This is a genomic window from uncultured Collinsella sp., from assembly GCF_959026545.1.
Taxonomy (GTDB): Bacteria; Actinomycetota; Coriobacteriia; order Coriobacteriales; family Coriobacteriaceae; genus Collinsella.
In genome coordinates this window covers 77,565-104,174 of record NZ_CAUFLV010000004.1, presented here as the reverse complement: position 1 = coordinate 104,174, position 26,610 = coordinate 77,565, and the positions used below count along the sequence as shown (strand labels likewise).

Annotated in this window: 29 protein-coding genes and 1 tRNA gene; 9 read left to right on the top strand and 21 right to left on the bottom strand. The window is 59.0% G+C overall.

The features are described 5' to 3' along the window. Positions 1–73: 73 nt before the first annotated feature. The 4 genes from Q5Q88_RS03355 to hflX are packed head-to-tail and all read left to right on the top strand — an operon-like array spanning position 74 to position 3,958. Positions 74–397, top strand: a complete 324-nt coding sequence (locus Q5Q88_RS03355) for a stage V sporulation protein S (RefSeq protein ID WP_118653878.1) — start codon at positions 74–76, stop codon at positions 395–397. Continuing rightward, positions 394–1,755: a tRNA (N6-isopentenyl adenosine(37)-C2)-methylthiotransferase MiaB gene (miaB, locus tag Q5Q88_RS03350; protein WP_118653877.1), complete on the top strand. Its 1,362-nt coding sequence runs from the start codon at positions 394–396 to the stop codon at positions 1,753–1,755. Before Q5Q88_RS03355 ends, miaB begins: the two co-directional genes overlap by 4 nt. Continuing rightward, entirely contained in the window at positions 1,752–2,672 is a 921-nt protein-coding gene (miaA, locus tag Q5Q88_RS03345; protein ID WP_118653876.1) for a tRNA (adenosine(37)-N6)-dimethylallyltransferase MiaA, read from the top strand. The genes miaB and miaA overlap by 4 nt, the downstream gene beginning before the upstream one ends. Then, positions 2,669–3,958: a GTPase HflX gene (gene hflX, locus Q5Q88_RS03340; protein WP_118653875.1), complete on the top strand. Its 1,290-nt coding sequence runs from the start codon at positions 2,669–2,671 to the stop codon at positions 3,956–3,958. The genes miaA and hflX overlap by 4 nt, the downstream gene beginning before the upstream one ends. A 27-nt stretch (positions 3,959–3,985) precedes the next feature. On the opposite strand, the gene Q5Q88_RS09255 is transcribed toward hflX, so the two are convergent. Together Q5Q88_RS09255 and lexA are read right to left on the bottom strand one after the other, a co-directional pair. Then, a complete protein-coding gene (locus Q5Q88_RS09255; protein WP_366465287.1) occupies positions 3,986–4,279 on the bottom strand; it encodes a heparan-alpha-glucosaminide N-acetyltransferase domain-containing protein in 294 nt (97 codons plus the stop codon). 17 nt (positions 4,280–4,296) lie between these two features. Continuing rightward, positions 4,297–4,935, bottom strand: a complete 639-nt coding sequence (gene lexA, locus Q5Q88_RS03335) for a transcriptional repressor LexA (RefSeq protein WP_118653873.1) — start codon at positions 4,933–4,935, stop codon at positions 4,297–4,299. 158 nt (positions 4,936–5,093) lie between these two features. Here lexA and Q5Q88_RS03330 point away from each other — a divergent pair, with 158 nt between their 5' ends. The 4 genes from Q5Q88_RS03330 (at position 5,094) to Q5Q88_RS03315 (ending at position 7,892) form a co-directional block, all read left to right on the top strand. Continuing rightward, the gene (locus Q5Q88_RS03330; protein ID WP_118653872.1) at positions 5,094–5,561 is read left to right on the top strand and encodes a LysM peptidoglycan-binding domain-containing protein; all 468 of its coding nucleotides are present in this window, start codon (positions 5,094–5,096) and stop codon (positions 5,559–5,561) included. Between the two features lie 96 nt (positions 5,562–5,657). Then, positions 5,658–6,101 (top strand): transcriptional regulator NrdR, encoded by a 444-nt coding sequence (nrdR, locus tag Q5Q88_RS03325; RefSeq protein WP_118653871.1) that lies wholly within the window; start codon positions 5,658–5,660, stop codon positions 6,099–6,101. A gap of 4 nt (positions 6,102–6,105) precedes the next feature. Further along, on the top strand, positions 6,106–6,549 hold the full coding sequence (gene dut / locus Q5Q88_RS03320) for a dUTP diphosphatase (protein ID WP_118653870.1): 444 nt from the start codon (positions 6,106–6,108) through the stop codon (positions 6,547–6,549). Between the two features lie 29 nt (positions 6,550–6,578). After that, positions 6,579–7,892 carry an NCS2 family permease gene (locus tag Q5Q88_RS03315; RefSeq protein ID WP_294122127.1) on the top strand — a complete coding sequence of 438 codons (1,314 nt, stop codon included), beginning with the start codon at positions 6,579–6,581 and terminating at the stop codon, positions 7,890–7,892. A 78-nt stretch (positions 7,893–7,970) separates the two neighbouring features. On the opposite strand, the gene Q5Q88_RS03310 is transcribed toward Q5Q88_RS03315, so the two are convergent. Continuing rightward, entirely contained in the window at positions 7,971–9,269 is a 1,299-nt protein-coding gene (locus Q5Q88_RS03310; RefSeq protein WP_302741759.1) for a glycosyltransferase, read from the bottom strand. Positions 9,270–9,379: 110 nt separating this feature from the next. Here Q5Q88_RS03310 and Q5Q88_RS03305 point away from each other — a divergent pair, with 110 nt between their 5' ends. Further along, positions 9,380–10,318 carry an NAD(P)/FAD-dependent oxidoreductase gene (locus Q5Q88_RS03305; RefSeq protein WP_302741757.1) on the top strand — a complete coding sequence of 313 codons (939 nt, stop codon included), beginning with the start codon at positions 9,380–9,382 and terminating at the stop codon, positions 10,316–10,318. 150 nt (positions 10,319–10,468) lie between these two features. On the opposite strand, the gene Q5Q88_RS03300 is transcribed toward Q5Q88_RS03305, so the two are convergent. From Q5Q88_RS03300 to Q5Q88_RS03215, 18 genes are all read right to left on the bottom strand, one after another. Beyond that, positions 10,469–11,353 carry a DegV family protein gene (locus Q5Q88_RS03300; protein ID WP_118653866.1) on the bottom strand — a complete coding sequence of 295 codons (885 nt, stop codon included), beginning with the start codon at positions 11,351–11,353 and terminating at the stop codon, positions 10,469–10,471. 96 nt (positions 11,354–11,449) lie between these two features. Next, complete coding sequence (locus Q5Q88_RS03295) at positions 11,450–12,544, bottom strand: NlpC/P60 family protein (protein WP_118653865.1); 1,095 nt, start codon at positions 12,542–12,544, stop codon at positions 11,450–11,452. A gap of 39 nt (positions 12,545–12,583) precedes the next feature. Further along, entirely contained in the window at positions 12,584–13,117 is a 534-nt protein-coding gene (locus Q5Q88_RS03290) for an adenine phosphoribosyltransferase (protein WP_294122139.1), read from the bottom strand. 13 nt (positions 13,118–13,130) lie between these two features. Then, complete coding sequence (locus tag Q5Q88_RS03285) at positions 13,131–14,030, bottom strand: MerR family transcriptional regulator (protein WP_302741753.1); 900 nt, start codon at positions 14,028–14,030, stop codon at positions 13,131–13,133. Continuing rightward, on the bottom strand, positions 14,023–14,433 hold the full coding sequence (locus Q5Q88_RS03280) for an FHA domain-containing protein (protein WP_118653862.1): 411 nt from the start codon (positions 14,431–14,433) through the stop codon (positions 14,023–14,025). The genes Q5Q88_RS03285 and Q5Q88_RS03280 overlap by 8 nt, the downstream gene beginning before the upstream one ends. A gap of 97 nt (positions 14,434–14,530) precedes the next feature. Further along, on the bottom strand, positions 14,531–15,265 hold the full coding sequence (locus tag Q5Q88_RS03275) for a CDP-alcohol phosphatidyltransferase family protein (RefSeq protein WP_118653861.1): 735 nt from the start codon (positions 15,263–15,265) through the stop codon (positions 14,531–14,533). Between the two features lie 112 nt (positions 15,266–15,377). After that, positions 15,378–15,454, bottom strand: a tRNA-Pro gene (locus tag Q5Q88_RS03270). Positions 15,455–15,513: 59 nt separating this feature from the next. Further along, a complete protein-coding gene (coaBC, locus tag Q5Q88_RS03265) occupies positions 15,514–16,698 on the bottom strand; it encodes a bifunctional phosphopantothenoylcysteine decarboxylase/phosphopantothenate--cysteine ligase CoaBC (protein WP_294158591.1) in 1,185 nt (394 codons plus the stop codon). A gap of 3 nt (positions 16,699–16,701) precedes the next feature. Then, the gene (locus Q5Q88_RS03260; RefSeq protein ID WP_294158587.1) at positions 16,702–17,415 is read right to left on the bottom strand and encodes a zinc ribbon domain-containing protein; all 714 of its coding nucleotides are present in this window, start codon (positions 17,413–17,415) and stop codon (positions 16,702–16,704) included. Then, positions 17,412–18,218, bottom strand: coding sequence for a Nif3-like dinuclear metal center hexameric protein (locus Q5Q88_RS03255; protein ID WP_118653858.1), 807 nt, complete (start codon positions 18,216–18,218; stop codon positions 17,412–17,414). The genes Q5Q88_RS03260 and Q5Q88_RS03255 overlap by 4 nt, the downstream gene beginning before the upstream one ends. Next, positions 18,219–19,382, bottom strand: coding sequence for a cysteine desulfurase family protein (locus tag Q5Q88_RS03250; protein WP_118653857.1), 1,164 nt, complete (start codon positions 19,380–19,382; stop codon positions 18,219–18,221). Positions 19,383–19,385: 3 nt separating this feature from the next. Then, entirely contained in the window at positions 19,386–20,063 is a 678-nt protein-coding gene (rpe, locus tag Q5Q88_RS03245) for a ribulose-phosphate 3-epimerase (RefSeq protein ID WP_118653856.1), read from the bottom strand. A 78-nt stretch (positions 20,064–20,141) separates the two neighbouring features. After that, positions 20,142–21,158 carry an NAD(P)H-dependent glycerol-3-phosphate dehydrogenase gene (locus tag Q5Q88_RS03240; RefSeq protein WP_199588906.1) on the bottom strand — a complete coding sequence of 339 codons (1,017 nt, stop codon included), beginning with the start codon at positions 21,156–21,158 and terminating at the stop codon, positions 20,142–20,144. Further along, positions 21,151–21,849 carry a glycerol-3-phosphate 1-O-acyltransferase PlsY gene (gene plsY, locus Q5Q88_RS03235; protein WP_118653854.1) on the bottom strand — a complete coding sequence of 233 codons (699 nt, stop codon included), beginning with the start codon at positions 21,847–21,849 and terminating at the stop codon, positions 21,151–21,153. The genes Q5Q88_RS03240 and plsY overlap by 8 nt, the downstream gene beginning before the upstream one ends. Before the next feature lie 3 nt (positions 21,850–21,852). Continuing rightward, positions 21,853–23,190: a ribosome biogenesis GTPase Der gene (der, locus tag Q5Q88_RS03230; RefSeq protein ID WP_294158579.1), complete on the bottom strand. Its 1,338-nt coding sequence runs from the start codon at positions 23,188–23,190 to the stop codon at positions 21,853–21,855. A 423-nt stretch (positions 23,191–23,613) separates the two neighbouring features. Further along, positions 23,614–25,020, bottom strand: a complete 1,407-nt coding sequence (locus Q5Q88_RS03225; RefSeq protein ID WP_302741746.1) for a DUF512 domain-containing protein — start codon at positions 25,018–25,020, stop codon at positions 23,614–23,616. After that, a complete protein-coding gene (locus Q5Q88_RS03220) occupies positions 25,020–25,871 on the bottom strand; it encodes a 4-hydroxy-3-methylbut-2-enyl diphosphate reductase (protein ID WP_294158576.1) in 852 nt (283 codons plus the stop codon). Before Q5Q88_RS03220 ends, Q5Q88_RS03225 begins: the two co-directional genes overlap by 1 nt. After that, complete coding sequence (locus Q5Q88_RS03215) at positions 25,871–26,608, bottom strand: lysophospholipid acyltransferase family protein (protein ID WP_368076128.1); 738 nt, start codon at positions 26,606–26,608, stop codon at positions 25,871–25,873. The genes Q5Q88_RS03220 and Q5Q88_RS03215 overlap by 1 nt, the downstream gene beginning before the upstream one ends. Positions 26,609–26,610 lie beyond the last annotated feature (2 nt).

Here is a 26,610-nt window from a genome sequence, read left to right as displayed (position 1 = left end):
GCCCTTCGTCCTGCCCTGCGGTATCTTTGCAATCAATCTGACTAAATGCACTTTATACGCTGGAGAAACGCACATGGAATTCCTCAAGGTCTCGAGTAAGTCGTCACCCGCCTCGGTTGCGGGTGCCATTGCGGGCATGGTTAAAGATGGCGTTCCCGTCAATATGCAATGCGTCGGAGCGGGCGCCGTCAACCAGGCTATCAAGGCCATGGCAATCGCGCGGGGCTTTTTGATACCTACGGGTTTTGACATCTCCTGTGCCCCCGTTTTCTCCGACATCCTCATCAACGGTGAATCCCGCACGGCCATCAGGCTCTCCGTGTATGTGCATCACATCTCGATCTCCAACGCCGACGCGTTCGATTTCTCCGACGATTGTAAGCAGGTTTGCTCATGACTGACCTCTCCATCCTCTCCGGTAAGACGTATTTCATCCGCACCTTCGGCTGTCAGATGAACCTCCATGACTCCGAGCGCGTGGGCGGGCTGCTCGACTCGCTCGGCTGCCTTCAGGCGAGCGGACCCGAGGATGCCGATATCGTCATTTTCATGACGTGTTGCGTGCGCGAGGCGGCGGATACGCGTCTGTACGGCCAGTGCTCCTCTTGCAAGAGCCTTCCTAAGTCGCCGAGCGGGCATCGTGTGGTCGCGGTGGGCGGCTGCATCGCCCAGCGTGATGGCGAGGGTCTTCTCACCAATCTCGATAACGTCGACGTCATCTTCGGAACCCATTCAATCGCTCATGTGGGCGAACTTCTCGCTGACGCTTTTATTGACGGTTCCCGCCATGTCCGCGTTGAGGAAATCGACACGGGCTCTGCCACCGATATGCCCTGGCATCGCGAGACTGCCTATCATGCGTGGGTTCCCATCATGACAGGCTGTAACAATTTCTGCAGTTATTGCATCGTTCCTTATGTGCGCGGGCGCGAGAAGAGCCGTCCGATGGACGAAGTCGTCGATGAAGTCACCGGTCTGGTGCGTCAAGGGGTGCGTTCGGTGACCCTGCTGGGGCAAAACGTTAACTCCTATGGACGCGACCAAGGTTCCGCGCCGCGCTTTGCCGAACTTCTCCGTCGTGTGGGTGACACGGGCATTGAGCGTATCTATTTCACCTCATCGCATCCCAAGGATTTGCTGCCCGAGACCATCGATGCGATGGCGGAGGTTCCCGCCGTCATGCCGCAGCTGCACCTTGCCGTGCAGTCCGGTTCCTCGCGCATACTCAAGCTCATGAATAGGAAGTACACGCGTGAGCAATATCTCGACCTCGTGCATCGCGTGCGCGATCGTATTCCCCATATCGCGCTTACAACCGATATCATCGTCGGATTCCCCGGTGAGACTGATGAAGATTTCGAGCAAACGGTAACGCTCGTGGATGAGGCCCGGTTTGCGCAAGCCTTCACCTTCATCTACTCCAAACGCGATGGCACGCCCGCCGCCAAGATCGTTGACCCCACGCCGAGGTCCGTTATCCAGAAGCGTTTCGATCGTCTGGTCAAGCATGTCGAGCGTACCGCGTTCGAGTATAACCAGCATGCACTCGACACCACGGTTCCCATGTTGATAGAGGGAACTTCGAAGAAGAACGATCGCGTTTTGCAGGGCAAGAGTCCCTGGAACCAAACGGTTCACTGCCCCGTTCCAGATGGCGTCGATCCGCGTGAACTCGTCGGTAAAGTGCTCGACGTTCACATCGATGTGGCACGCACCTGGTATCTTTCCGGGTTGTCCACGAGCGAGCCACGATGAGCCCCATCATTGCCATCACCGGGCCCACGGCGGTGGGGAAGAGCGCCGTTGCCGACCGCGTTGCTCGTGCCCTGCACACCGAGGTCCTTTCTGCCGATGCCATGCAGGTGTATCGCAACATGGATATCGGTACGGCCAAGACGCCCGTATCGGAGCGATTGGTTCCCCTCCGCCTCATCGACCTCGTTGGCGCGAGTGAATCATATTCCGCTGCGCTGTATCAACGCGACGCTCGCGCAGAGATAGCACGGCTTCAGGAGGACGGACGCACTCCGGTTTTTTGCGGAGGCACCGGGCTGTATTTGAGGGCGGCTCTCGACGTCATGGAGTTTCCCAAAGGAAAGATCGACGATGACCGCCGCGCCTCCTACCTTGCCCTTCATGAGGAGCTGGGAGACGAGGGCCTCCACGCTCTTTTGTTTCGCCGTGACCCAAAGAGCGCCGCGGTGATTCATCCGCACAACGTCAAGCGCGTGATTCGCGCACTTGAAATGGCGGACGAGGGAGTTTCCTATGCTGAGAAGGCATCTGGCTTTTCGCACCCCCGTGAAGCATTTCCCCACGTCACATATGCACTCTCCATGGATCGCGAGCGCTTATACGAACGCATCGATCGCCGCGTCGATCTTATGATGGAACAAGGCCTTCTTGCTGAGGTTGAGCGGCTTTTGGAGGAGGGGGCGCGCGAATCCCTTACGTCGCGTCAAGCGATCGGTTATAAGGAAATCATCGATTACATCGATGGCGCGTGCACTCTGGATGAGGCAATTGATCTTATCAAACGTCGTTCACGCAGGTACGCCAAGCGTCAACTCGCTTGGTGTCGCCGTGATGTGCGCATGCGTTGGATCGACATGGACGAGCGGGGACTTGCGGGTGCCGTTGAATTCATTCTCTCGGAGGCAATGCACGGATGAGCCGTTTTGATCCTGTCTCCACGGCTCCTGTTCCTGAGCGTGCGATCCTCATGGGAGTCGATTGGCGTGATAACGCCTGGCCCATCGATAGGTCGCTCGACGAACTGGAGCGTCTTGCGGATACCGCGGGCGCCACGGTCGTCGCGCGCTTGACCCAAAAGCTCGATCGGCCGATTCCCAAATCGTATATCGGATCTGGGAAAGTGGAGGAGCTTCGCGGATTCGTCAACCGCCTCGATGCCGATGTCGTCATCTTCGACGATGACTTGAGTCCATCTCAGCAATCATATCTGGAACGTGCCCTTGGTGAACCCGTCAAGATCATCGACCGCACGGCCTTGATCCTCGACATCTTCGGCCTCCATGCCAGAACGCGTGAGGGACGCTTGCAAGTGCAACTTGCCCAGCTCCAGTATCTGCTCCCACGTCTTCGCGGCATGTGGAGCCATCTTGCCAAGGAGCAGACCCGTGGCGGCATCGGTAGCCGCTTTGGTCAGGGCGAGACCCAGCTCGAGGTCGATCGTCGCATGATTCGCAATCGCATCTCCGCGCTTCGCCATGAGCTCAAGGAGCTTGAAAAACGCCGAGCGGTTCAATCAAAGTGGCGAGCGAACTCTCCTGCTTTCCGGGTGGCTCTTGCCGGATACACGAATGCCGGAAAGTCGACCGTGCTGAATCGTCTGACGGGCTCTGATGTGCTTGCCCAGGATAAGCTGTTCGCGACGCTCGATCCAACGACGCGTTCATATGAACTTCCCGGTGGGCGCGCCATTACGATCACCGACACCGTGGGATTTATCCAAAAACTCCCACATGGACTCGTTGAGGCTTTCAAATCGACTTTATCGGAGGTTCGCGACTCCGATCTCATCCTTAAAGTCGTTGACATCTCAGATGATGACCGCCACCGGCAAATCGATGCGGTCGAGCATGTTCTTAGAGAGGTTGGAGCGGGAGCATGTTCCGCGGTAACGGTGTTCAACAAGATCGATCTGCTCGATTCCGATCATATCGAAGCGTTGAAGAGGCGTTTCCCCGATGCGGTGTTCTTCTCCGCGCTCACGGGCGAAGGTTTGCAGGACCTGCAAACGAGAATCGCACGTGAGGCCGCTGCATCTGATGCTCTCGTCTCATGTGAGATTCCATATCGCGAGGGCGCCTTAATTGCCGCGATCCGCAAGCAGGGGCAGGTGCTTTCGGAGGCTTTTTTCGATGATCATGTCAGCATGGTCTGCCGTGTTCCCGCACGTATCGCGGCGCGTCTACAGCCATTTCGAACGGAATAGCATCGTGCTATCGTTTGACGGTCGATCTCACTGAAACACAGTCTCCAACACCATCAGCAGCAGCACTTGGTGCGTTGCATAGATGATCAACGAATGCCTTCCCATCCATGCCAATATCGGGATATGTTCACGGTGTATCCAATTTGGGTACGTACGGCCTTTTTGTTGCCAAGACCATGCCAACGTCGCACTCGCCGTGTAGAGCAGGCTAAACGGTATGAGGGGATAAATATGATGACGGCACCGCGAAGCTCGTCGAAGCACGCGTTCACCAACGCTTGCACTACGATTATTCTCATGATGCGACGGCTCGTTCTGCATCATGGCGCATGCGATGTCTAGAATCGACGCATGAGCGCGACGACTTTACCCAAGATGGTGGGGTTGTCGGCGTAGATGGGTTCCATGGAATCGTTTTCCGGCTGTAGACGCACGCGCCCACGTTCCTTGTAGAACGTCTTGACGGTCGCTTCCCCGTCGATCATGGCGACGACTATTTCCCCGTTCATGGCGCTTTTTTGCTCACGCACCACGATGTAGTCCCCGTTGTAGATGCCAACGTTGATCATAGAATCACCGTGGACCTCAAGGATGAAGGAGCACGAATCGGTCGCGATCTCCGTGGGAAGGGTGAAGGTGTCCTCGACGTTTTGCTCGGCCAGAATGGGCAGCCCAGCGGCGACGCGACCCACGAGCGGCAGTGAAACCGTACCGCGCGTGGTGACTTCCTTGACCTCATCGAGCTTGACCGACGACCCGTCCGAGTTGAACACCTCGAGGGCGCGCGGCTTTGTCGCGTCGCGCTTGATGAGCCCGAGATCTTCAAGCGCGCTCAAATGGGCATGAACGGTGGAAGGGGAGGAGAGGCCGACGGCGGCGGCCATCTCTCGAACGCTCGGGGGATAGCCCTTCTCCTTTTGATATGAACGGATGAAGTCGTAGATCTGCTGCTGACGCTTCGTGATCTTGCGGGCCATAACCGCTCCTCTCAATACAAACATCTGTTCGCATTTCTCTTGACAAGAACAACTGTTCGAAGATAATAATACACGAACACTCGTTCTTGTGCCAGAAGTTTTGTCCGCACGGCTCGATATAACCAAAGGCGACAAGATGCAGAGCGGGAGGAGCGAATATGACTTCCACATCGTTTACCTACGGATCCCTGGCCCTCACGTTGGACCGACCCTCCACACCAGCCTTAAGCGTCGTCTCTGGCGGCGTGTCGACTGTTTCACACATCCAGCCCGGTCACTTCCAAGTTGCCGCACCCGATGTCTATGCGCGGGATCGTCCGGCACCTTCATCGCGGTCTCGCTTTATCCTCTTCGGCGTCGCGTCATTGGTCTTGATCGTAGCGTGTGCTTCCATCCTGTCCACAGTTTTCCAGGCTCGGAATGCGAGTCATGCGGCCTTCGTCGACACGCTGACGTCTAAAAATGTAACGGTCTCTGCCGGAGAGTCATTGTGGAGCATCGCGGAGGACAACCCCGTGGATGGGCTCGCAATCGAAGAAGCCGTTGAGGTCATGAGGGACTGGAACGGACTTACCAGCGCTTCGCTTCACCCTGGCATGGAGTTGGTCGTTCCCTCTGCAGGCTAGAACTATTACAACTCACCATATCTTGTGTTTCTAGCATTACTGCCCTCAACGCGTGGTATCCTAGCGAAGTTGTCGGATGTGAGGGGAGACGATGCCATGCGGTGTCCGAAGTGCGGCCATGATGACACGCGTGTGATAGATTCGCGTATGCAGGATTCCTCGAACGCCATCAAACGTCGTCGTGAATGCCGATCGTGCGGATACCGGTTCACCACATTCGAACGATGCGAGGACCCCATCGAGGTGCTGAAGAGCGATGGAACCACGCAGCCTTTCGACCGCAATAAGCTGCTCGTGGGACTTATGCGCGCAACTTCCAAACGCGACATCGATCTCACGCAGCTCAACGCGCTCATTGATGACATCGAACTGGAACTGAGGGGCGGGGCGCGTTCGGCTGTCAGCTCCCATGATATTGGCGATATGGTCCTCAAGCGCCTCGAGAAGATCGATAAGGTCGCCTACATCCGATTCGCGTCCGTGTATCGTGACTTCCAAGACATCGATGAGTTCCTATCCGAACTCGATAAGCTGAGGTGATTACATGTCCATGTTGAACGTGAACGTCAAGCGCCTGGATCCAACCGTCGAGTTACCCGCTTATGCATATGAGGGTGATGCGGGCTTGGACCTGCGTGCCAATGAGAGCGTCGACATCGCGCCCTTCGAGCGCGTCCTCATCCCCACTGGCCTTGCCATCTCAATTCCGGATGGGTACGCCGGGTTTGTTCAGCCCAGGAGCGGTATGGCTCTCAAGCGCGGTCTCACTATCGCCAACACCCCGGGGCTCATTGATGCCCACTATCGCGGTGAACTTAAGGTCATCGCCGTGAACCTTGATTCCCAGCAGACCATTCACATCGAGCGGGGAGAGCGTATCGCCCAGCTCGTCATCCAGCAGGTGCCCGTCGTGCACCTTACAGAGGTCGACGAACTCGACGAGACCGATCGCGGTAGCGGCGGTTTCGGGTCGAGCGGTTCGAAATAGTCGGTCCAGTCGTATAGGGGGAATTATCTATGGACCAGTTTTTCAAGTTGGGGGAGCGCAAGTCCGACGTGGCCACTGAGCTGCGTGCGGGACTGACCACGTTCCTGGCGATGTCTTACATCATCGTCGTGAACCCGCTCATCCTCTCCGCCGGTGGCGTTCCCGTCGCCGCCGCGGTGACCGCCACGTGCATCGGTGCCGCGGTCATGACGATCGCGATGGGCCTCATCGCGAACCGTCCGCTCGCCTGCGCCTCGGGCATGGGCATCAACTCCATCGTCGCGTACACGCTCTGCGGAGCCATGGGACTCGGTTGGCAGACTGCCATGGCTATCATCTTCATCGAGGGTATCGCCATCTTGCTGCTCGTGCTGTGCGGTCTCCGCGAGGCCATCATGGATGCCATTCCCGTGTCCCTGCGTCACGGCATCTCTATCGGCCTCGGCCTCTTCATCGCGATGATCGGCCTTAAGGATGGCGGCATCATCGTCGCCAACGAGGCCACCATGGTCGCCCTCGGCAAGGTGACCGACCCGGTCTTCCTCGTCGGCCTCATCTCCATCGTCGCCACCGTCGTCCTCTCTTCCATGAACGTGAAGGGCGCCTTGCTGTGGGGCATCGTCATCGCTTCCGTCCTCGGCATTCCGCTCGGCGTGACCGCTGCTCCCTCGAGCATCGTCGCTCCGCTCGATTTCTCCACCTTCGGCGCCCCGTTCATGGCGGACGCCGATGGCGTCATGGGCGTCGTCAAGGCCCTCACCACTCCCGCCTTGCTCCTCTTTGCCTTCTCGCTCATGATGAGCGACTTCTTCGACACCATGGGCACCGCCATGGCCGTTGCCAAGCAGGGCGAGTTCCTCACCGAGGATGGCAAGGTTGAGGACATCAAGCCCATCCTCATCGTCGACTCCGTGGCTGCAGCTGCGGGTGGCGTGTTCGGCGCATCTTCCATCACCACGTTCGTTGAGTCTGCCTCCGGCGCTGCCGACGGCGGTCGCTCCGGACTTACTTCCGTGACGGCAGGCGTTCTCTTCCTGCTCGCCGCATTCTTCTCCCCGGTTATCAGCTGCATCAGCTCCGCCGCCACCTGTGGCGCCCTCGTGTACGTCGGCTTTTTGATGATGAGCGAGGTCACCGAGGTCGACTGGTCGGACATCCTCGAGGGCTTCCCGACCTTCATGATCATCGTCGGTATCCCGTTCACCTATTCGATTTCCAACGGCATCGGTCTTGGCTTCATCGCCTACGTGGTCGTTGCTGCCGTGACGGGCAACCTCAAGAAGATTCGTCCGCTCATGTGGGTCGCCGCCGCCGCGTTCCTTGCGTACTTCCTGCTCGTGTAGAAATGCGGTAAGCACGTAGAAGGCTTTATGCGTCAATACAAGATGCCCTCGCGGTCATTTGTCCGCGAGGGCATCTTTCTACCGTATATGCGCGGGTTTTCCACCCCAGTAGAATTCAGCGAAATGTTGCTCGCGATCACACGGCACGCCGACCAGCCGCATCGTGCTGCAAACGATGTCCTGTGCGGCATTGGGACGGCGGAGTGCGCCAGCGTTGACGAGGAGACCGTGGAGCGCCTCTGAATTATCATGGAGATGCCTCAACTGCATGATGAGCTCGCGTGAGGTGGTAGCATGCATGCTCGCGCCGAAAGACGTGAGCATCGTCGTGTTCGCCTTCTCCTGCCCATACGATTTTCCAAGCAAGATCATCGGCAGCTCGGCGCACAGACACTCCGTCACGGTAAGTCCGCCGGACTTGAGAATCGCCAGATCGCAGGTCCGCATGAGGGCCGCCATGTCGTCCACGTAATCGAGTACGGTGACGTTGGGAAGCTTCATGCCCTCGAACACAGAGCGCAGGTGCTTCGCGTATGCAATGTCCTTACCCGGCAGGAACACGAAGTGCATACTCTCGAAGCTGCGCAGGTAGGGAAGCGTCTCCTCCATGGCCGCCCGGAATCGCACATACGGCTGGGGTAGGGCGGCACCTGCCATGACCAGCACCAAGGTCTTGTCGCTTGGCACCCCGAACGTCTCGCAATCGTGCTCACGATCGCGTGGATCGCTGAATCCCGGTCTGATGGGTATACCCGTGACCTCAATGCAGCGCTCGGGCACCTTTCGTGGGCGGAGCGTCTCCGCCATGAACTCGGTCGCGACGCAAAAGAGGTCGGTTTCCTTGTGTGGCCACCAACCCTCTATCTCGTAATCGGTGGGGACGCAGACGACGGGAAACTCCACACCTGTCATCATGCGGGCTCCAACGGCGGTATTTGCGGCGGTGATGTGTGTGCAAATGACGGCAAGGGGTCGCTTCTCAGTCACATAGTCGTTAAATGAGTGGAACATGATTCTGGACCACGCCGATCCACCGCCCCAGAGCAATCTGCCCGTGAGCGTATAGCGCCACGTAACATCGTAGATGGGCCTCGTGGCGCCCGTGAACGCCGCCGCAGTTTTGTTACCGTCGAATTTGATGCGCCCAAAATCGAGTACGTCGAGGACATCAACTTCAACATCATCGGGTACGCCATGTGCACCCCGCATGTTTTCCACCGCCTGTGCGATTGCCATGGCTGCCGCGCGATGTCCGGAACCTACCGAGGCATGCATAATGGTAATAACGGGCCGTGGGGCTTCGCTTGCCGGTGATACCGTCCCCCGGGAATTGAGCGGCACGTTATCGCCAAGATTGTCGAGGCGTTCAGTTGTCATGTGGGCGTCTCCCTGGTTGCTTGCTAACAGCATTGTACGTCCCGCCCTGCAAGAGCTCGGCGCAATCGGGTAAGAGCAAAGAAACGACGTACCGAAAGGATGTACCGGCTATGGATTCCACGAAAGACCTCATCATCGTCGGTGGAGGTCCCGCAGGCTATTCCGCTGCCCTCTACGCCGCACGAGCCAGCCTAGACGTTCTGGTTGTCGAGCATGGGATGGCTGGCGGACAGATTGCCACCTCAGATATCATTGACAACTACCCCGGATTAGGCAGTTGCTCGGGGGCCGAACTTGGCCAGAAGATGCAGGAACACGCCGAGCATGCAGGCGCTCAGTCCACGTACGGATCGGTCTCGTCGATCGACCGCGAAGATGACATGTTCATCGTCAACACCGATATGGAGCAGCTCGAAGCCCCTGCGCTTATCGTGGCGACCGGAGCTACGCCCCGACTTGGAGGCTTCGTAGGTGAGGATGAGTTCCGCGGAAGGGGAGTATCGTATTGCGCCACCTGTGATGGAATGTTCTATCGCGGAAAGCACGTCTTTATCATCGGTGGCGGCAATTCCGCTGTTGAGGAGGCAATGTATCTCTCCAATATCGCCGAGCACGTTGAACTTGTCGTGAGACGCGATGTGTTCCGGGCTCCACGGGGCATGGTAGAGCGACTTCTCACGCGTGACAACATTACCATTAGGTACCAAACTAGTATTATCGAAGTGAGCGGTTCGACGTTTATCAACCGCATCGTATTGAGAGACAATGCCACGGGAGAGACGCACGCCGAGATGTTCGACGAAGGCTCGGTTGGCATATTTGTCGCCGTCGGCCATGATCCGGCTACCCAAATCGTAGCTCCCTATGTTGACCTTGGTTCAGACGGTGGCGTCGTTACCGATGAATCAATGGCAACGAAGACTCCCGGATTATTCTGCGCTGGCGATATGCGTTCCAAGTCCTTGCGACAGGTCATCACCGCGGCGGCTGACGGTGCCATTGCGGCCATGTCCGCCTATGCTTACCTCGAGGAGTCTGGCAGGATCTAATCGGGTTTGGTCGTAATGGTGTGTCTCTCGGTCTGAGTATGTGATACATTATTCAGAATTACGATAATATATATTATGTAAAGTAGATGACGATCTAAATATAGAACCCCCGCGCGTTGCGGGGGTTCTCGCTTTCGTCTGTTGATGATGTCAAAGACGGTGCGCCCATTCGTACCCAATGATTAGGCCGGTCTTTTCGGCGTAGTACGAACATAGGCCGCCACAGGGTAAGACGAACACCTCGGCATGAGGCCACTCGGTAACAATCGCATCCTTGAGTGCCGAGGCACCGTCCTCATTGAAAACATGGTCGATATAGACCATGCCGCCACGATACCCATCAGCACGCATGGTTTCGATGATCTTGCGGTACGTTTTCTTGTCACCACGCGTTGGTGCTACGACCTTGATCGTCCCCTGAGCACTCGCAGTACCGAGCATGCGGATGGAAAGACCGCTGGCGAGGGCTCCGACGACTTTGGGCATGCGTCCATTTTTCGTGAGATTCTCGTAACTGCTCAGCGAAAAGAGCACCTGAGAGCTTGCCTGTAGCTGTTCAGCATACGATACTGCCTGGTCAAATGTAGCATCAGGATTATTCGTTAGGTACCTATCTAGAAGTTGAACGATAAGCTCGAGCTTTCCTCCGGCAGCCTTTGAGTCGAGAACGAAGATGTTCTTCCCAGCGATTTGACCATCATGGTCGCGGGCATATTCATCCATCACGAGATTGCGACCCATTTGAGCGGCCTCGAAACTGCCGGAAAGGTTCGCCGAGATGGTGATGGCAATAACATTGTCCGCCAAGCGGAACAATTCCGCCCACTCCCCTGCACTCGGACATGAACTACCCGATGCGGAGGGCTCGGCGGCCACCCGATGGTTGAGCGTGGCAACATCGAGGAAGGCATCGTCAGCGTATTCCTCGCCTGCAACTACGATTTTGAGCGGAGCCAACGCAAAGGCGCAATCCGCCGTTGCGGGTTGGTATGCGCGTAGATTACAGCTGGAGTCCGCTATGAGAGCCCATGACATGTATGAATCCTTTCGCGTTGTATGACGAATGTCCGGTATAGAGAGACGGCGGAAGGAGCACTCCCCCTCCGCCGTCCACGTGCATTGTTCGAGATGTTAGTAGCGAACGTAGATCATACCAGCCTGGACAGGGCCGACGACGACGCCGACGCCATAGGTGGCCGCGTGGATCATCTGTCCGTTACCGATATAAATGCCGGTGTGACCCCAATTGACGCACACATCTCCCGGCTGGGGATTGCTCACCTGCGGCCAGCCCATGAACGTATTGGTGGTACCAAGACGACGGTATTGACCAGTGAGGCAGTAGCTCACAAAGCCGGAGCAGTCGAACTGGCCGGGAGCGCACCCTCCCCATACATATTCAGCCTTGCCAACCCAACTCCATGCACGATCGACGATGGCGTTACCGGTGCTCGGAACATAGTTGGGCTCGGGATCGGGCTCCGGTGTCGGCGCAGGCGAAGGTGTGGGAGCGGGCGTATTGTTGGAGTTGTTGGTGTTGGTTCCGCCACCCTGGTCCGTATTGTTGTTGGAGGGCGTATCGACGTTCTGGACGTCATCGATCTGGTCGCCCTGGCTCGCGTTAAGCCCCTGTTGGAGGGCAGCGTTTGCGGCCGCCTCGGCGGCAAGCTCTTCCTGGAGTTTTGCGTCGAGCGAGCTCACGACCGACGCGGCCTCAGCGCGCTGCGCGTTGAGCTCATCGACCTTCGCCTGAGTTTCCTTGACGTTCTCCTCTTGCTCGGCTTGCTTGGTATCAAGCTCCTCCTTGAGGGTCTTAACCTCTGCTATGGTCTCGGCCTGCGTGTTCGCCACCTTGTTCATGTACGTCACACTCGAGACGAACTGATCAAAGGACGTCGAGGAAAGCACAATCTCGATCAGTCCGGCAAGACCGCCTTTGTATTCAGAGGAGACGAACGTGGAAAGCAGCTGCTGGCGCTCCGCAATCTCATTGTTCGTCTCATCGATCTGACCGCGAGTCTCCTCAAGGGAGTACGTGAGCTCAGAAAGACGATTGGTGATCTCTTCTGTCTGACGTCCAATCTCCTCGAGCTGTTCGCGGGCCGCTGCAAGATCAGACTCAGTGTCGGCGAAGGCGAACGTGGGAACGCCGGACATAAGAACGATGCCGGAAAGACCGGCGACGATGGCACGACGTGCGGTAAGGCTGCGTTTAGAGTGCGTCATATGAAAACTCCTCGATACGAGCGGCAAGGCGCGCGTTCGTTACGATACCTGAATGAGGCTGTACAGCTCTTGATCTCCCGCAGTCGCAAGCGTCTTGCGAGGATCGAGGAACGATAGCTCCAAGATACAAGCATACCCTATTAGCTCGGCCGCCACATCTTGCACAAGTTTTCCGGCCGCCGCCGCGGTACCGCCGGTCGCAATCAAATCGTCTACGATAAGCACGCGGTCACCGGGCTGAATGGCGTCTTTATGAATCTCAAGGGTATCGGTTCCGTACTCGAGCTCATAGCTCACCGAGTAGGTCTCGCGGGGCAGCTTGCCCGGTTTGCGTGCGGGAATGAACCCGGCTCCAAGCTCGAGAGCAACGGGTACGCCAATCATGAAGCCACGCGCCTCGGGTCCGACCACTTTAGTGACGCCCGCGTCTTTGAAATGATCGGCAATGTCCTCGACGGTATGGCGCATGGCCACAGGGTCGGCAAAGAGCGGCGTGATGTCTTTGAATACGACGCCGGGCTCAGGGTAATCCGGGATATCGGCGATGTAAGCGGCGTAATCGAACGGTTCCATAATCCTGTGCTTTCTACTCGGCTGTAATGGGCGTCACGCGAATGGGCTGGGCGGCAAGTTCGGTTGCATCGAGTGGAGCCACGCCCGTGGTCGACTCGGGGGTGGCATATGGAAGGACGGCGGAGTTGCTTTGGGCTGCCATCTCCGCGCGCGTGATCTCATCGTCGATGGCATCGACATCGGCATCCTCGACCACGGCGTTAAGCGACTCGAAGACGCGGTTACGCAACAGCGCGGTACGAACTCCGTCCGTGAGGTCATGAAGCGTTTTGAACGCGCGATCGAGCTTCGCCTCTCGATTGTCATCAGAATCGTCGGTACCGAGCATACCGATGAGAACCTGTTCGAATAGGGCGGATTCACGGTTGGCTGCATTGACGTACTGCCGCAGATTGCGAGGCTCGATGTGAAAGCGCGACAGCTCTGCACAATGACGGATGATTTCGAAGTCCCGACCGTCGATGAGTTCCCGGTTTTGGGGGCTGCGAACAATCCGGATAAGATCGTTATCGGAAAGCTGCCGCAAGAACGCAATGTCGACGCCGAGGATATCTGGGACGTCCTCGATGGGATGGAGCTTCTGACGAGTCTCCTTTGAGGCAACCTTCATGGGCGCATCCGTAAGCAGGCCGACCTCGAATGCGAGGGTCGAAAGGTCAGATGCACTGTCCAACTTCTGCTTGATGGCGGAAAGTGGCATATACCTGGTTTTCTGCAGATGCAAAATAACCTCGAGACGGTCGACGTCCGCCTTCGAGTACTGACGATAGCCCTTAGGAGTGCGGTGCGGCGTGATGAGCCCCTCGTCTTCCAGGAAGCGAATCTTCGAGTTTGAAAGGTCGGGGTATGTACCGCGGAGCAGGTTCACGACCTGCCCAATGCTGAGGTAGCTGCGCTCAGCCAAGCTACTCACCGGTTTCGATGCGCTCCACGGTGCTCTCGTGGTACATCAGCGTGAAGGTGCCGATCTGCACGGAAGAGCCATCATGCAGAGGGGCGGAATTGACGATCGCGCCATCAACCCAGGTGCCGTTAAGGGAGCCAAGATCCTCAATGAGGACACCCGCCTCGTTGCGCAGGATCTTCGCATGGCTGCGCGACACCGTCATGTCGTTGAGAAAGATTGTGTTCGCGGGATCGCGACCGATGGTGATCTCGGGCGCATCGAGCTCGAAGACGTTGCCGGTCTGGGGCCCCTTGATGATTGAGAGGACCGGAACGACCAGCGAGGCGCTCTTCATGAGGTCGGGCGCCGTGGCATCGCTGCTCGGCATGCGAAAGACGCGCGTGGTCTCGTTCTGCTCGATGTTTGCCATGGGAACCCCCTACTGGAAAATCGGAATACATCCGAAGTATCGTCAACTATCGTTTCATTCTAGCGCAAGCGGCACGCGTTCAGTGGGAATACGCAGACTATTCCTCTGCCGACTCCTCGTCCTCGTCGATCTCGGGGTTGAGGAAATCCTCGTCCTCGTCCTCAGGATGCGCGATGGCCGAGCGAATGGCCGCGATTCCCTTGGTCGTATAGACCACGCCGGTTAGAAGCGAGCAGCATACGCCTGCATATACGAAGTACATGCCAAGGGGCACCGCCTCACCATTGAGGCCGGGCAACCAGGTGATGGAGCTGGAAACGATGCCCATGCCATCGAGGACGGGAAGGCCCAGGAGCATAAGCGTGAAGCCGCTCATGAGCAACGCGGTCGCGAGCTTGCCGATGAAGACGACGTCGATGGGACGACGATGATAGCGCTTGACCACGAAATTGCCGAGGAACAGATAGATGTCGCGCCCAACGATGGCAAGGCAGATCCATAAGGGCAGCTCATGGCGAGCCACGAGGCCAACCACGCCGCAAAACAGCAGGGCACGGTCGACAATGGGATCGAGCATTTTCCCAAGCCAGCTGACCGTCTTGGTCATGCGAGCGATTTGACCGTCGAGCCAGTCGGTCGAGGCGGCGACGGCGTAGATGACGAGTGCGACATAGCGGTTGTAATCGGTAACGAAGAGGAAGAGGAAGACACCGGTGAGGATAAGGCGCGTGAACGTAATGAAGTTGGAGATGGTGAAGATCTTGTTAGAAGGGTAATCGGAGGTGCCGATGAGCTCCTTCTTGATCTTTTTCCGAATCTTGCCAGCAGCCACGCGCGACTCCTTGTAACGATATAGACACTGGGAGGATGATACCCGCTTTACGACCGGATAAGCCTTCCGCAAATGAAAAAGGGCGACCATAAGGCCGCCCTCTCATGCTCCGTGGTCGGGACGACTGGATTTGAACCAGCGACCCCTTGCGCCCCATGCAAGTGCGCTACCAAGCTGCGCTACGTCCCGAAGCAAGGAAGTACTTTACCCAAAGCTCGGCATAGATGCAAGGATAAATTTGCAACTTCCTAAGATTTTAGTGCCTGTGCGCGCTTGAGCAGTTCGAATGCGAGGGCCTGTTTGCCCATGCATGGCAGGGGGTCCGCCATGTCGGGCGTAACCCAGAGCACCTCGTTCGTATCTGAACCGAACGTCGAGTCGGCACGGGAGACGTCGTTGGCGACGATGGCGTCGCAACCTTTGCGAGCGAGCTTGGCGTGCGCACGCTCGGCGAGGTGGTTGGTTTCAGCGGCGAAGCCGACAACGATGCGGTTCCCCTTACGAGCTGACATATCGGCGAGAATGTCCTGGGTCTTGATGAGCTCGATATGCTTGAGCTCGCCATCAGCCTTGCTGAGCTTTTGATCGGCGGGATGCGCCGGGGTGTAATCGGCGACGGCGGCGGCGCAGATGAGCATCGAGCATGCATCAAAGCGCTCGCTCACCGCGGCGTGCATCTGTGCCGCGCTCTCCACATGAACGCCCTCTACGCCGAAGGGAATCGATAGGCCTGCAGCTGCCGTCACCAGGGTCACATGGGCTCCCATTGCATGAGCCGCCCGCGCGAGGGCGTGTCCCATTTTGCCGCTCGAGCGATTCCCGATATATCGCACGGGATCGATGGCCTCGCGGGTCCCTCCGGCGGTGATGAGGACCCGCTCCCCCTCGAGCGCCTCGGATGTTTCAAGGGCGAGCAAGGCTCGAGCGACGATATCCTCGACATCGGCAAGCTTTCCCTCGCCCGAGTCTCCACAGGCGAGGTATCCGGAGATCGGGCGGACGATGTCGTATCCGCGCTCCTCGAGCGCGGCGATATTGCGCTGTGTGACGTCCGCCTGCCACATGCCTACGTTCATGGCAGGCGCCACGACAACCGGCGCGTTGCAGGCCAAGACGGTCGTGGTGAGCAGATCGTCGGCCTCTCCATGCGCGATCTTCGCAATCACGTTCGCCGTGGCCGGAGCGATGAGGACGGCATCGGGCTCTTTGGCGAGCGAGATATGGTGGATGGGGTCGGACGGATTGTCGAACAAATCGACGGCGACCTCTTCATGCGTGAGCGCGCGAAACGTCGTCGGCCCCACAAAAGAGGTCGCATGCTCCGTCATACACACCTTGACGCGAACACCCGCCTTCTGGAGTCCACGCACGATTTCACAGGACTTGTATGCGGCGATGCATCCGGTGACGCAGACCAAGACCGTTTTCGCCATGGGCTACTCCTCGCAATCAAGCACGATGATGCGATGACAGTAGGGGCATTCGGCAATGTCGCGGGCATGGCGCAGGGCATCCATGGACGCGGGCTGAAGCGCGGTGCGGCAGACGGTGGGGACATTGCCCTCGATGCGCTCGACGGCAAGCCCTTTGAACCTGCTGAGCCCGCGCTCGTACAGATCGCGAACGTCCTCGGGCAAGCGACCCAGCAAATGCTCACGCCGGCGTATCAGCTCGTCGATTGAGGATTGCAAATCGGCCGCTTGAGAACGGGCGGCCTTGGTGTCCTCGATGATCGAAGCCTCGAACCGCGCAATGTAATCGGAGAGCTTTTGCTCACGCTCCCGTGCAAGGGCAAGGGCTTGACGTGCAGCAGGTCGATCGAACTCGATCTTATCGAGACGCTTGGCAATAAGCGAGAGCTCCTCCTCAAGATCGAGGAGCGCACGGTGGTCGCTGGCGTCGATGGGACGTGTCCGGGCTGCCTCCACCGCCTCGTGACATGCACGCTCGGCCTCATTAAGATCGTCCAAGGCGATTTGGGCGTCCTTGCGCGCGGCGAGCAGGCGCGTGGCCTCTGCCTTGAGTTTTGCGTGGGCCGAACGCTTCTTCGCGAGCTCCGCGATGAGCGGCAGATTATTGAGCGCGATGCGCTCACGTTCGAGCTCGAGATCGGTCTCCTGAAGTTTGAGAAGGTCGGAACCCATGCTCATGCGCATCCTCCTTGTGTAGGCACCCACCACTGGTGTGGGAGCGGAATGATATCTATACGGTCTTGGGCGACACCTGCGTTCGCGGTCGCATCGGCAAGTATGCGGCAAAACGGTTGCTCGGATCGGTCGTGACCGAGTAGGACAACAGAAAGCCCACGGAGCGCAAGGTCTTGCGCCCGGTGGTAACCGAGTTCACCGGTGACAACGACATCGCAGTTGCACGCGAGTGCCTGCTCACCGAAATCACCAAGCGAACCTCCCATGAAAGCAACGCGACAGACCGAAGAGGCGGCATCGCCCCAAACATGGGCACTCGTATCGAAGACGCTTTGAGCGGTAGACGCGAAATCACCCAAAAAGGTTTGTTCGATTTCGCAAACGGCTCCAAGGCCAGGCACATCGGGTTCGGTGACATGTTCGAGTGAGGAAAAGGCACTCAGGCCCATAAGGGCGGGAAGGGCCTGGCGTGCTTCCTTGGAACGATCGAGATTAGTGTGGAGGGAAATAACGCTCACGCCATGACGCGCCGCCTCGTACACCGCGGCGGACGAGCTTGGGCGCACGGACGAGGCGGGCGCGAAGCAATCGGGAGCGGAAATGTACACAGGGTGATGCGTGAGTAAGACATTAGCTCCCAACTCAGCGGTACGAAAAATCGCGTCGACCGTGGCATCGAGCGCGCAGGCGACCCCCTTGACCTCAGCATCGGGATCTCCGACGGAAAGACCAACGTGATCCCAAGCTTCGGCGTCCTCACGTGGGAACCTATCGAGTAGGTACGAAAGAAGTTCACTGACGAGCATCTATCCCACCACTTCCCACACGGCACGGGCAAAGCGATCGAGATCGCGCTCGTCGACGCGATCGTCAAACGAGATCCTAAGCGAGCCGAGGGCATCTTCGCGGGGAACCCCCATGGCGAGCAGGACGTGACTGGCATCAAGGCTCCCGCTCGAACATGCGCTGCCGGCGGAGACCTCAAAGCCGCGACCATCAAGCTGGAGGATGAGCTCTTCGGAGTCCATGCCCTCAACGTAGATGCTCACGATGCCGGGAAGTCGATCGATGGTGCTCCAATCCCCCATCGTCGCGTGAATACGGGGGTGCTCGCAAAGTGCCGCGTAGAGCTTATTCGCCATCATGCCCACGCGAACGGCATCGGTACGAACATTGGGAAGCAGCGCAGAAGTGGCTGCAGAGAGCGCTATGATGGCGCGCAGATCCTGCGTGCCGGGCCTGAGCCCCACCTCCTGGCCTCCGCCAAAGGAACGGGCCCGAATGGGCGTCCTGGTTTTGAGGTACAACGCACCGATTCCGACGGGTCCGCCGATCTTGTGGCCCGCAAGGGAAAGCGCGTCGACCCCGAGCTCGTTGACATCGAATGGCGTGTGGAGCCAGCCTTGGATTGCGTCGACGTGGATGCGTGCGCCATGTGCGTGTGCAACGCGGGCGAGTTCGCCTATGGGCTGCACGACGCCCGTCTCATTATTGGCCATCATCACTGACACGAGGGCGACATCGTCTCCCATCACCGCCGCAAGTGCATCGGGAAGAATTCGACCGGCTCGATCGGGCTTGACAAGATCGACTTCAAAGCCGGAAGCCCGAAGCGAAGCGATGTTGTCCAGGATGGAATCATGCTCGATTGCCGAGACGATGACACGCGTGCGCGTGCGCCAACGTTGTCGCACGGCATCCGGAATGCCGAGCAGTGCGAGGACGTTTGCCTCCGTTCCTCCCCCGGTGAAGATGATCTCGCTGGATCGCACCCGTGCGCCAAGGCTGTGGGCGATCGTGCGGCGACAGTCCTCGAGCTTAATCGCCGCTTGTCGCCCAAGCGAATGGAGGGAGTTGGGATTGACGCCCGCGAGCGGCGAGGAATCATATGCCTGCTGGGCCTTGATCGCCTCGGGTCGCATGGGAGTCGAGGCGGCGTAATCGAGGTTGACGTACTTCTGAGGCGGCATCTTCTAGGCACCAATCTTCGCGTATCCGAGTTCGCCGGCATGGCGAATGGCCTCGACGGCCGCCGCGGGATCGGAAGCGCCGAATACGGCGGAGCCGGCGACGAGCACGGTTGCGCCTGCGGCGGCGACCTCCTCGGCATTCCCCGACCCGATGCCTCCGTCCACCTCGATGAGGGGATTAACGCCATGCTCGCGGCACATCGCGGACAGGCGGCGGAGCTTGTCGAGCGTGCGGGGGATGAACTTCTGGCCTCCGAACCCGGGGTTCACACTCATGAGGAGCACCATGTCGAGGTCGTCGAGGATGTCTTCAAGAACAGAGACGGGCGTGGCGGGATTGAGCACGACGCCCGCCTTGCAGCCACGATCCTTAATGTGACAGATGGTGCGATGAAGATGGGTTGATGCCTCATAGTGCACGGTGATGAGGTCCGCCCCAGCGTCGATGTACCAGTCGACCGTGTCATCGGGATTCGAGATCATGAGATGGACGTCGAGTGGAATGTCGGTTGTGGACTTGCAGGCCTTGACGATGGCCGTGCCATAGCTGAGGTTGGGGACGAAGTGCCCATCCATAACGTCGACGTGGATATAGTCAGCGCACGAGATGCGGTCCAAGTCGCGCGCGAGGTTGGCCATATCGGCGGAGAGGATTGAGGGCGAGATCTTGATGGCTGACATGGTGATTCCTTTCGAGATCCTGGGGGGGGGTGGTGCAAAAGGGGCCCGTTCCCAACTGCACCACCCAAGAGCCGTCATTTAGTCCTCAAGGCCGTAAAACTCTTCGTTGGGGATGCGACTTACGAGGGCCGCAAGGGCGCTTTCGATCGTTTCTCCCCCATACAGGAGCTTTTCGAGTGCGAAGGTGAGGGGAACATCGACGCCCTTGCTACGGGCGAGCTCGCTGACGCTGCGCGCTGCGGCAGCGCCCTCCACCACCATGCGGCGGCGGTCCTGGTACTCCTTGAGTGTCTCGCCGTGGGCGAACGCTTCACCGAACGTGCGGTTGCGGGAGTGCTGGGACGTGCAGGTCACGATGAGGTCCCCCATACCCGCCAAGCCCATGCAGGTCATCGCCTCACCGCCGCAGGCGTGTACCAAGCGGCTGATCTCGGCCAGCCCGCGCGTCATGATGAGCGCGAGCGCGTTGTCGCCCATGCCGGATCCAGCGGCGATACCGCAGATGATGGCCATGACGTTCTTCATGGCACCGCACAACTCCACGCCCACCATGTCCGAGGAGAGGTACACACGAAAAGACGGGCTTAAAGTGAGTTCCTTGAAGAATTCCCCTATCTCGGTGCTCTCGCAGGCAATCGTCGAGGCGGAAAGGGCACCGCGGCAGATCTCCTCCGCATGGTTAGGGCCGGAAAGGGCCGCGATTCGCTCGGGATGGCCGATCTCACTGGCGATGACGTCGCTCATGAGCAGTCCGCTGCCCAGCTCGATACCCTTAGCGAGACAGAGCACAGGAAGCGCATCGGATATGAAGGGCGCGCAGTCGCGGGCAACGCCGCGCAGGAACGCAGACGGCACGGCGAAGATGGCCGCATCCGCACCTGCAAGTGCCTCATCATGTGAGTTCGTGGCCGTGACCGTCTCGGGCAGCTTGAAGTCCTTGAGGAAGCACTCATTCGTATGGCGCTCGTTGATCTCGGTCACGGGGTCCAGGTCGTAGGACCACATGGTGACGGAGTTGCCATTCGAGGCAACGAGCCCCGCCATGGCAGTGCCCCATGAGCCTGTTCCAATTAGTGCAATGTGCATGTCACTCATCCATCTTGTCGACGCGTTTGCTTAGTGAGAGCTTCGATTCCCTACCACTCATGAGCTTCTTGATATTGCCGCGGTGGGCCCATACGACGAGAAGCCCGAGGAATCCCATAATGAGTTTGAAGGTAAGGGAGGCCTGGGGGAAGAGCATGCACGCCGTGACGCCGACGAGAGCGGCCGTGGCAATCGAGCCGACACTCACGAATTTAGTGATGGCGACGAGGACGATGAAAATGCCTAAGTGAAGCAGCGCCCAAGGCACGTTGATCGCAAACAGCACACCGACCCCCGTGGCGATTGACTTGCCGCCCTTGAAGTGCAAGTAGAAGCTGAACATGTGGCCGATGACGCACGAGAGGGCGAGCACGGCAATAACGTAGTCATGCGAGCCGCCCGGGTAGAACGCCGCGCGCTCGACGCCGAATGGCCCGAGCACTCCCGAAAGCGGGATGAGCGACAGGTTGACACAGATGACGCCCTTCAAGACATCACACAAAAGGGTGAGCACGGCAACCTTGGGACCGCCCGCGCGGAGGGCATTCGTCGTACCGATGTTGCCCGAACCAACCTTCTGCAGGTCAACGTGGGCAAGACTCTTTGCGAAAATCTTACCGAAGGGGATGCCGCAAAGAGCGTAGTTAAGCAGACAGCAGAACCCGAGGAATAGCCACGGGTGAATGGGGACGCCTGCCATCTGCTACTCCTTGTCCTTGTCGCTCTTCTTGGCGCGGAATCGCAGGCGGATCGGCGTGCCCTTGAAATCAAAGGTCGCGCGCATGCGGTTCTCGATGTAGCGCTTGTAGTTGTCGCTCACGAGATCCGTATGGTTGACAAAGAAGGTGAACGCCGGGGGCTTCTCGCCGGTCTGCGTGACGTAATGCATCTTGAGGCGGCGTTTGCCGTCGGAGACGGTGTGGCCAAACTCACGCATATCGGTGAGCAGACGATTGAGTTGCGAGGTGGTGATATGAGAGGCACGGCGCTCGGCGGCGGCGTCGACCATGTCCCAGATCTTGTGGACGGAGCGACCCGTGAGGGCGGAGATGCGCAGGTACTCGGCCCACGGTGCCATGGTGAGACGACGATTGACCGTCTCCATGACGGCCTCGCGCTCATAGTCGTCCTTGAGCAGATCCCACTTGTTCAGAAGCACCACGAGGGCGCACCCGCGTTCGATGGCAAGATTAGCGACCTTCTGGTCCTGCTCGGTGACGCCCGTGGAGGCGTCGACGACGAGCAGCGCGACGTCGGCGCGATCGATGGCACGCAGACCGCGCACCATGGAGTAGTACTCGATGTTCTCGTAAACGGTGCTCTTCTTGCGGATGCCGGCGGTATCGACCATGCGATAGCGCTTGCCATCGCGTTCGACCACCGTGTCGATGGCGTCACGCGTGGTGCCTGCGACGTTGCTCACGATGGAGCGGTCGTTGCCGATCATCTTGTTGAACAGCGAGGACTTGCCGGCGTTCGGGCGGCCTATGATGGCGACGCGCAGGGTGTCGGGCTCCGTGTCCTCATCACCCGTGTCCTCGGGCAGTAGGGCGACGACCTCGTCGAGCAGGTCACCCGTGCCATGGCCATGCAGGGCGGACACGGCGACCGGGTCGCCCACGCCCAAAGAGTAGAACTCCCACAGATTGTCGTTCTCTCGAGCGGGATTGTCGAGTTTGTTTACGAGCAGGAACGTGGGCTTCTTGAGCTTGCGCACCATGCGCGCGACGCTCTCATCCTCTTCAGTGACGCCAATGGAGCCATCAACGACGAACAGGATGACGGCAGCCTCCTCGGCGGCGGCGAGGGCCTGGTCACGGATGGAGGTGGCAAAGACGTCGTCGCTCTTCATGGGCTCAATGCCGCCGGTATCGACGAGCATGAACTCGCGGCCATTCCAATCGGCCACGTGATAGCTGCGGTCGCGCGTCACGCCACGGCTCTGGTGAACAATGGCGTCGGAGGTCTGGGCGATACGGTTGACGAGCGTCGACTTGCCCACGTTCGGGCGGCCGACGATCGCGACGATAGGTCGGGACATACGTACTCCTTGAGTAGTCAGAACTGCAAGAATCTTACCATGCGCTCGGTACGGGCACGCACGCCAGCGGCCTGGACATAATCTCTTCGGGTGTGGCTCCGCTTCGCTCCACAAAACACCCTACGAGAATATGTCCAGGCCTCAGGGCTTTGAGCCCCTACTTTCGCTCGCGTTGAATACAAGTCTTGGTGAACCGTAGACGTATCGAAGCTGACATTCCATCCCACCCCCCGCGCTCGCACCCATATCATCCCGTGCTCAAACAGCGCTTCGCGAACTGCGCGCGGGACGATATGGGTGCTAGCGCGGGCTACGACAAACGATACGCAGTTCCGCACGAGCCGAAGGGTCCTGGGGACCCTTCGTGCGAGCCAGGATTGTCCGAGCACGGGATGATATGCCAGCCGGCAGCGGAACGGTGGGTTAGAGCAGCGTATCGAGCATGAGGTTCGGCGCGGGGGTGGCGTAGCGGACGATGGCTCCGCGGGCGATGAGCTCTTCGGTGACGCTCTCGCGGCTTTGTCCGTCGAGGGTGAGTCCGTCGTAGTTGAACATCACGTTGGGGATGAGGACCTCGATGTTGGAGAGGTCCCTCGGTAGCTGTCCGAGTAGGTCGCACGCACAGATGAGACCCGTCACGTTGACGTTGCCGCCGAAGTATTCGTTCTTGATGGCGTGCGTACTCATCAGGCCGGCGGGAGTAAAGAGTCGGCAGAACTCGTCGAAGGTGCTTTGAGCCGCCTCTCCGCAGGTGATGAGGACGCGTTTGTCCGCTGAAATCAGTCTCTCCCCCGCCCTCGCTATGTCTTCAGGTCGGCTTCTCCTCAGCTCCTCAACCTCATCGAGGAAGCTCCTCAGCATGCCGATGCCATCGTAGAACTGCGGGAACCCGTCGTAGGTCTCTGCGGGCGGCACGGGAAGTTCGGCGTCGATGTAGAACTCATCGGCGAGTTGGAACACCGTGTTGCCGCGCGTAGCGCGGGCGCGCTCCTGAAACGGCTCAAGCATGTGGACCACGGCGCGCGACGCCTCGACGTCATCGGAGTAGGAAGCGGTAAAGCGATGCTGATGTTTGGTAAATCCCAGGGGCACGATTGCCAGACTCGTGATGCCGGGGCGCGCCTCAACATAATCGAGGGTGGCCAAGAGCTCTTCGCCATCGTTGATGCCGGGACACAGGACGATCTGGGCGTGGATCTCTATACCCGCATCGAGAAAACGCTCGAGCACCTCGATGCCGCGCGCGGCGTTGCGACCTATGAGCTTACGGCGGCAATCGGGGTTGATTGCGTGGAGGCTCACGTTCATGGGGGACAGCATCTTGTCGATGGCGTCGTCAACCTCATGGTCGGACATGTTGGTGAGCGTGACGAAGTTGCCTTGTAGAAAACTCAGACGGTAATCGTCGTCGCGTATGGTGAGGGTTGAGCGGCTCTCCTTGGGCAGCATGTTCATAAAACAGAAGATGCATGCGTTCACGCAGGTGCGCATCCCGTCAAAGACCACACCATCGAAATCGGCACCCCACTCCTCTCCGGGGAATCGCTCGATGACGGCAGTGGCCACGGTACCGTCGCGTGGGTCGAAGACCTCGATTTCCGCCTCGACATCTTCGGTCTCCCACAACCAGACAATCATATCGGTCAGTGGCTGGCCATTGACGCTGAGCACGCGCATGCCAGGCTCGAGGCCGATATCGTATGCCGGGGAATCGGAAGCGACGGAAAGCACGAGCGCTCCGTCAGAAGAAGGTTCTCTTGATAGGGCGTACGGAGCGACGGTACCCGCATATGAGGGCACCGTGGGACCCGTGACCATGGGCTTGTCCATTAGGGCTCCAAAAGGCGGTTTATGCAGGCGAGCGCAGCATCGATATGGGCACCGGGAGTCGATGCGCCAGCGGTGATGCCTACAAGCGCGACTCCTTCGAACCATGTGCGCTGAATTTCGGAGGAGTCCTCGATATGGTGCGTGCGAGGGCAGCGATCCATGCAGATCTCGGCGAGCCGGCGCGTGTTCCCCGAGTTCTTCCCGCCGATGATGATCATGACATCGGCGCGGGACGCGAGTTCGGCTGCACTGTCCTGGCGCTCCTGCGTAGCCGAACAGATGGTGTTGACCACGCGCAGGTCCATGGTGCGCAGCGCGAGGGCACTCACGATAGCGGCGAGATTGGCGGGAGTTTGAGTCGTCTGCACGACGACGCCCACCTTGCGCGCCAGGTCGACCCCATCGAGGTCACGGGGCGTCGAGACGACATGTGCGGCATCCCCCGCGTGGCCCAAAATCCCCTCGACCTCGGGATGGCCGCTCTCCCCCACCACGATGAGTTGGTACCCCTCGCGAACGAGTTTCTCGGCAGCCATGTGGACTTTCTTGACATACGGGCAGGTGGCGTCGAGGACCTCGAGCCCTTTGGCTCGAGCTTGGTCGATGACCTGGGGAACCACGCCATGGGCACGGATGATGAGCGTGCCCGACTCCACCTCATCAACCGTCTGAGCGCCTTTCACGCCGGCGGACTCAAGATCGCGCACGACGATGGGATTATGAATGAGGGGGCCGAGCGTCGTGACGGATCCGCGAGCGCTTTCGGCGGCATGTGCGGCAAGCTTGAGGGCCCGCTCGACGCCGTAACAAACGCCGGCGTGGGAAGCGACCTCGATACGAAGATCGGCCATTAGTACCTCCCAGGATGCTCGCGGCGAAGCTCGTCGCGGATGGCGTACATCCTGCGAACAGCTTCGTCCTCGACCCACTGGGTGCGCTCACGGCGCTTAAGACCCTCGGGCGCGTCGGCAAAAGACACCTGGTCGCCTGCACGGAGCCAGCATTTCTTGGGTCGCATGAGTTTCTTGCCCGCAGGGGTGATGTCGCGGAAACCGCAGACGGCCATAGGCGCGACGGGTGCCTTGCCCATCTGGGCGATCAAGGCAAAGCCGCCATGCACCTCGACGGGCTGGTCGTCCGTGCGAATCCTCGTCCCCTCAGGGAAAATCAACACGTCTTCTCCGCGCTGCAAGGCATGTTGCGCGGCGCGAAGGGCACTCATATCGGCTTCCCCGCGGTCGACCGGAATGCCGCCCGCCAGTGCGAACGCCCAGCGGACGATGCCCGCCTTGTTGAATTCCGATTTGAAAATGGGACGGACCCTGCGATGCGCCGCCCATTCATGCGTGATGATGGGCAGCACTTCGGCCATGGAGGTATGGTTGCAAATGATGACGGCGCTCGATCCATCAGATCCGTGGAGCTTCTCGGCATCCTCGACTCGCCAACGCCACATGAGTTTGGAAAAGACCCAGAGGACAGCCATGACGAATGTATAGATCATGCGTTCATGCAGGGGAAACTCAGCCATGGGGGCGTCATAGTGCCAAGCGCCCGAACGCTCTTCCTTCTTAGTCTCGTCTGCCACGC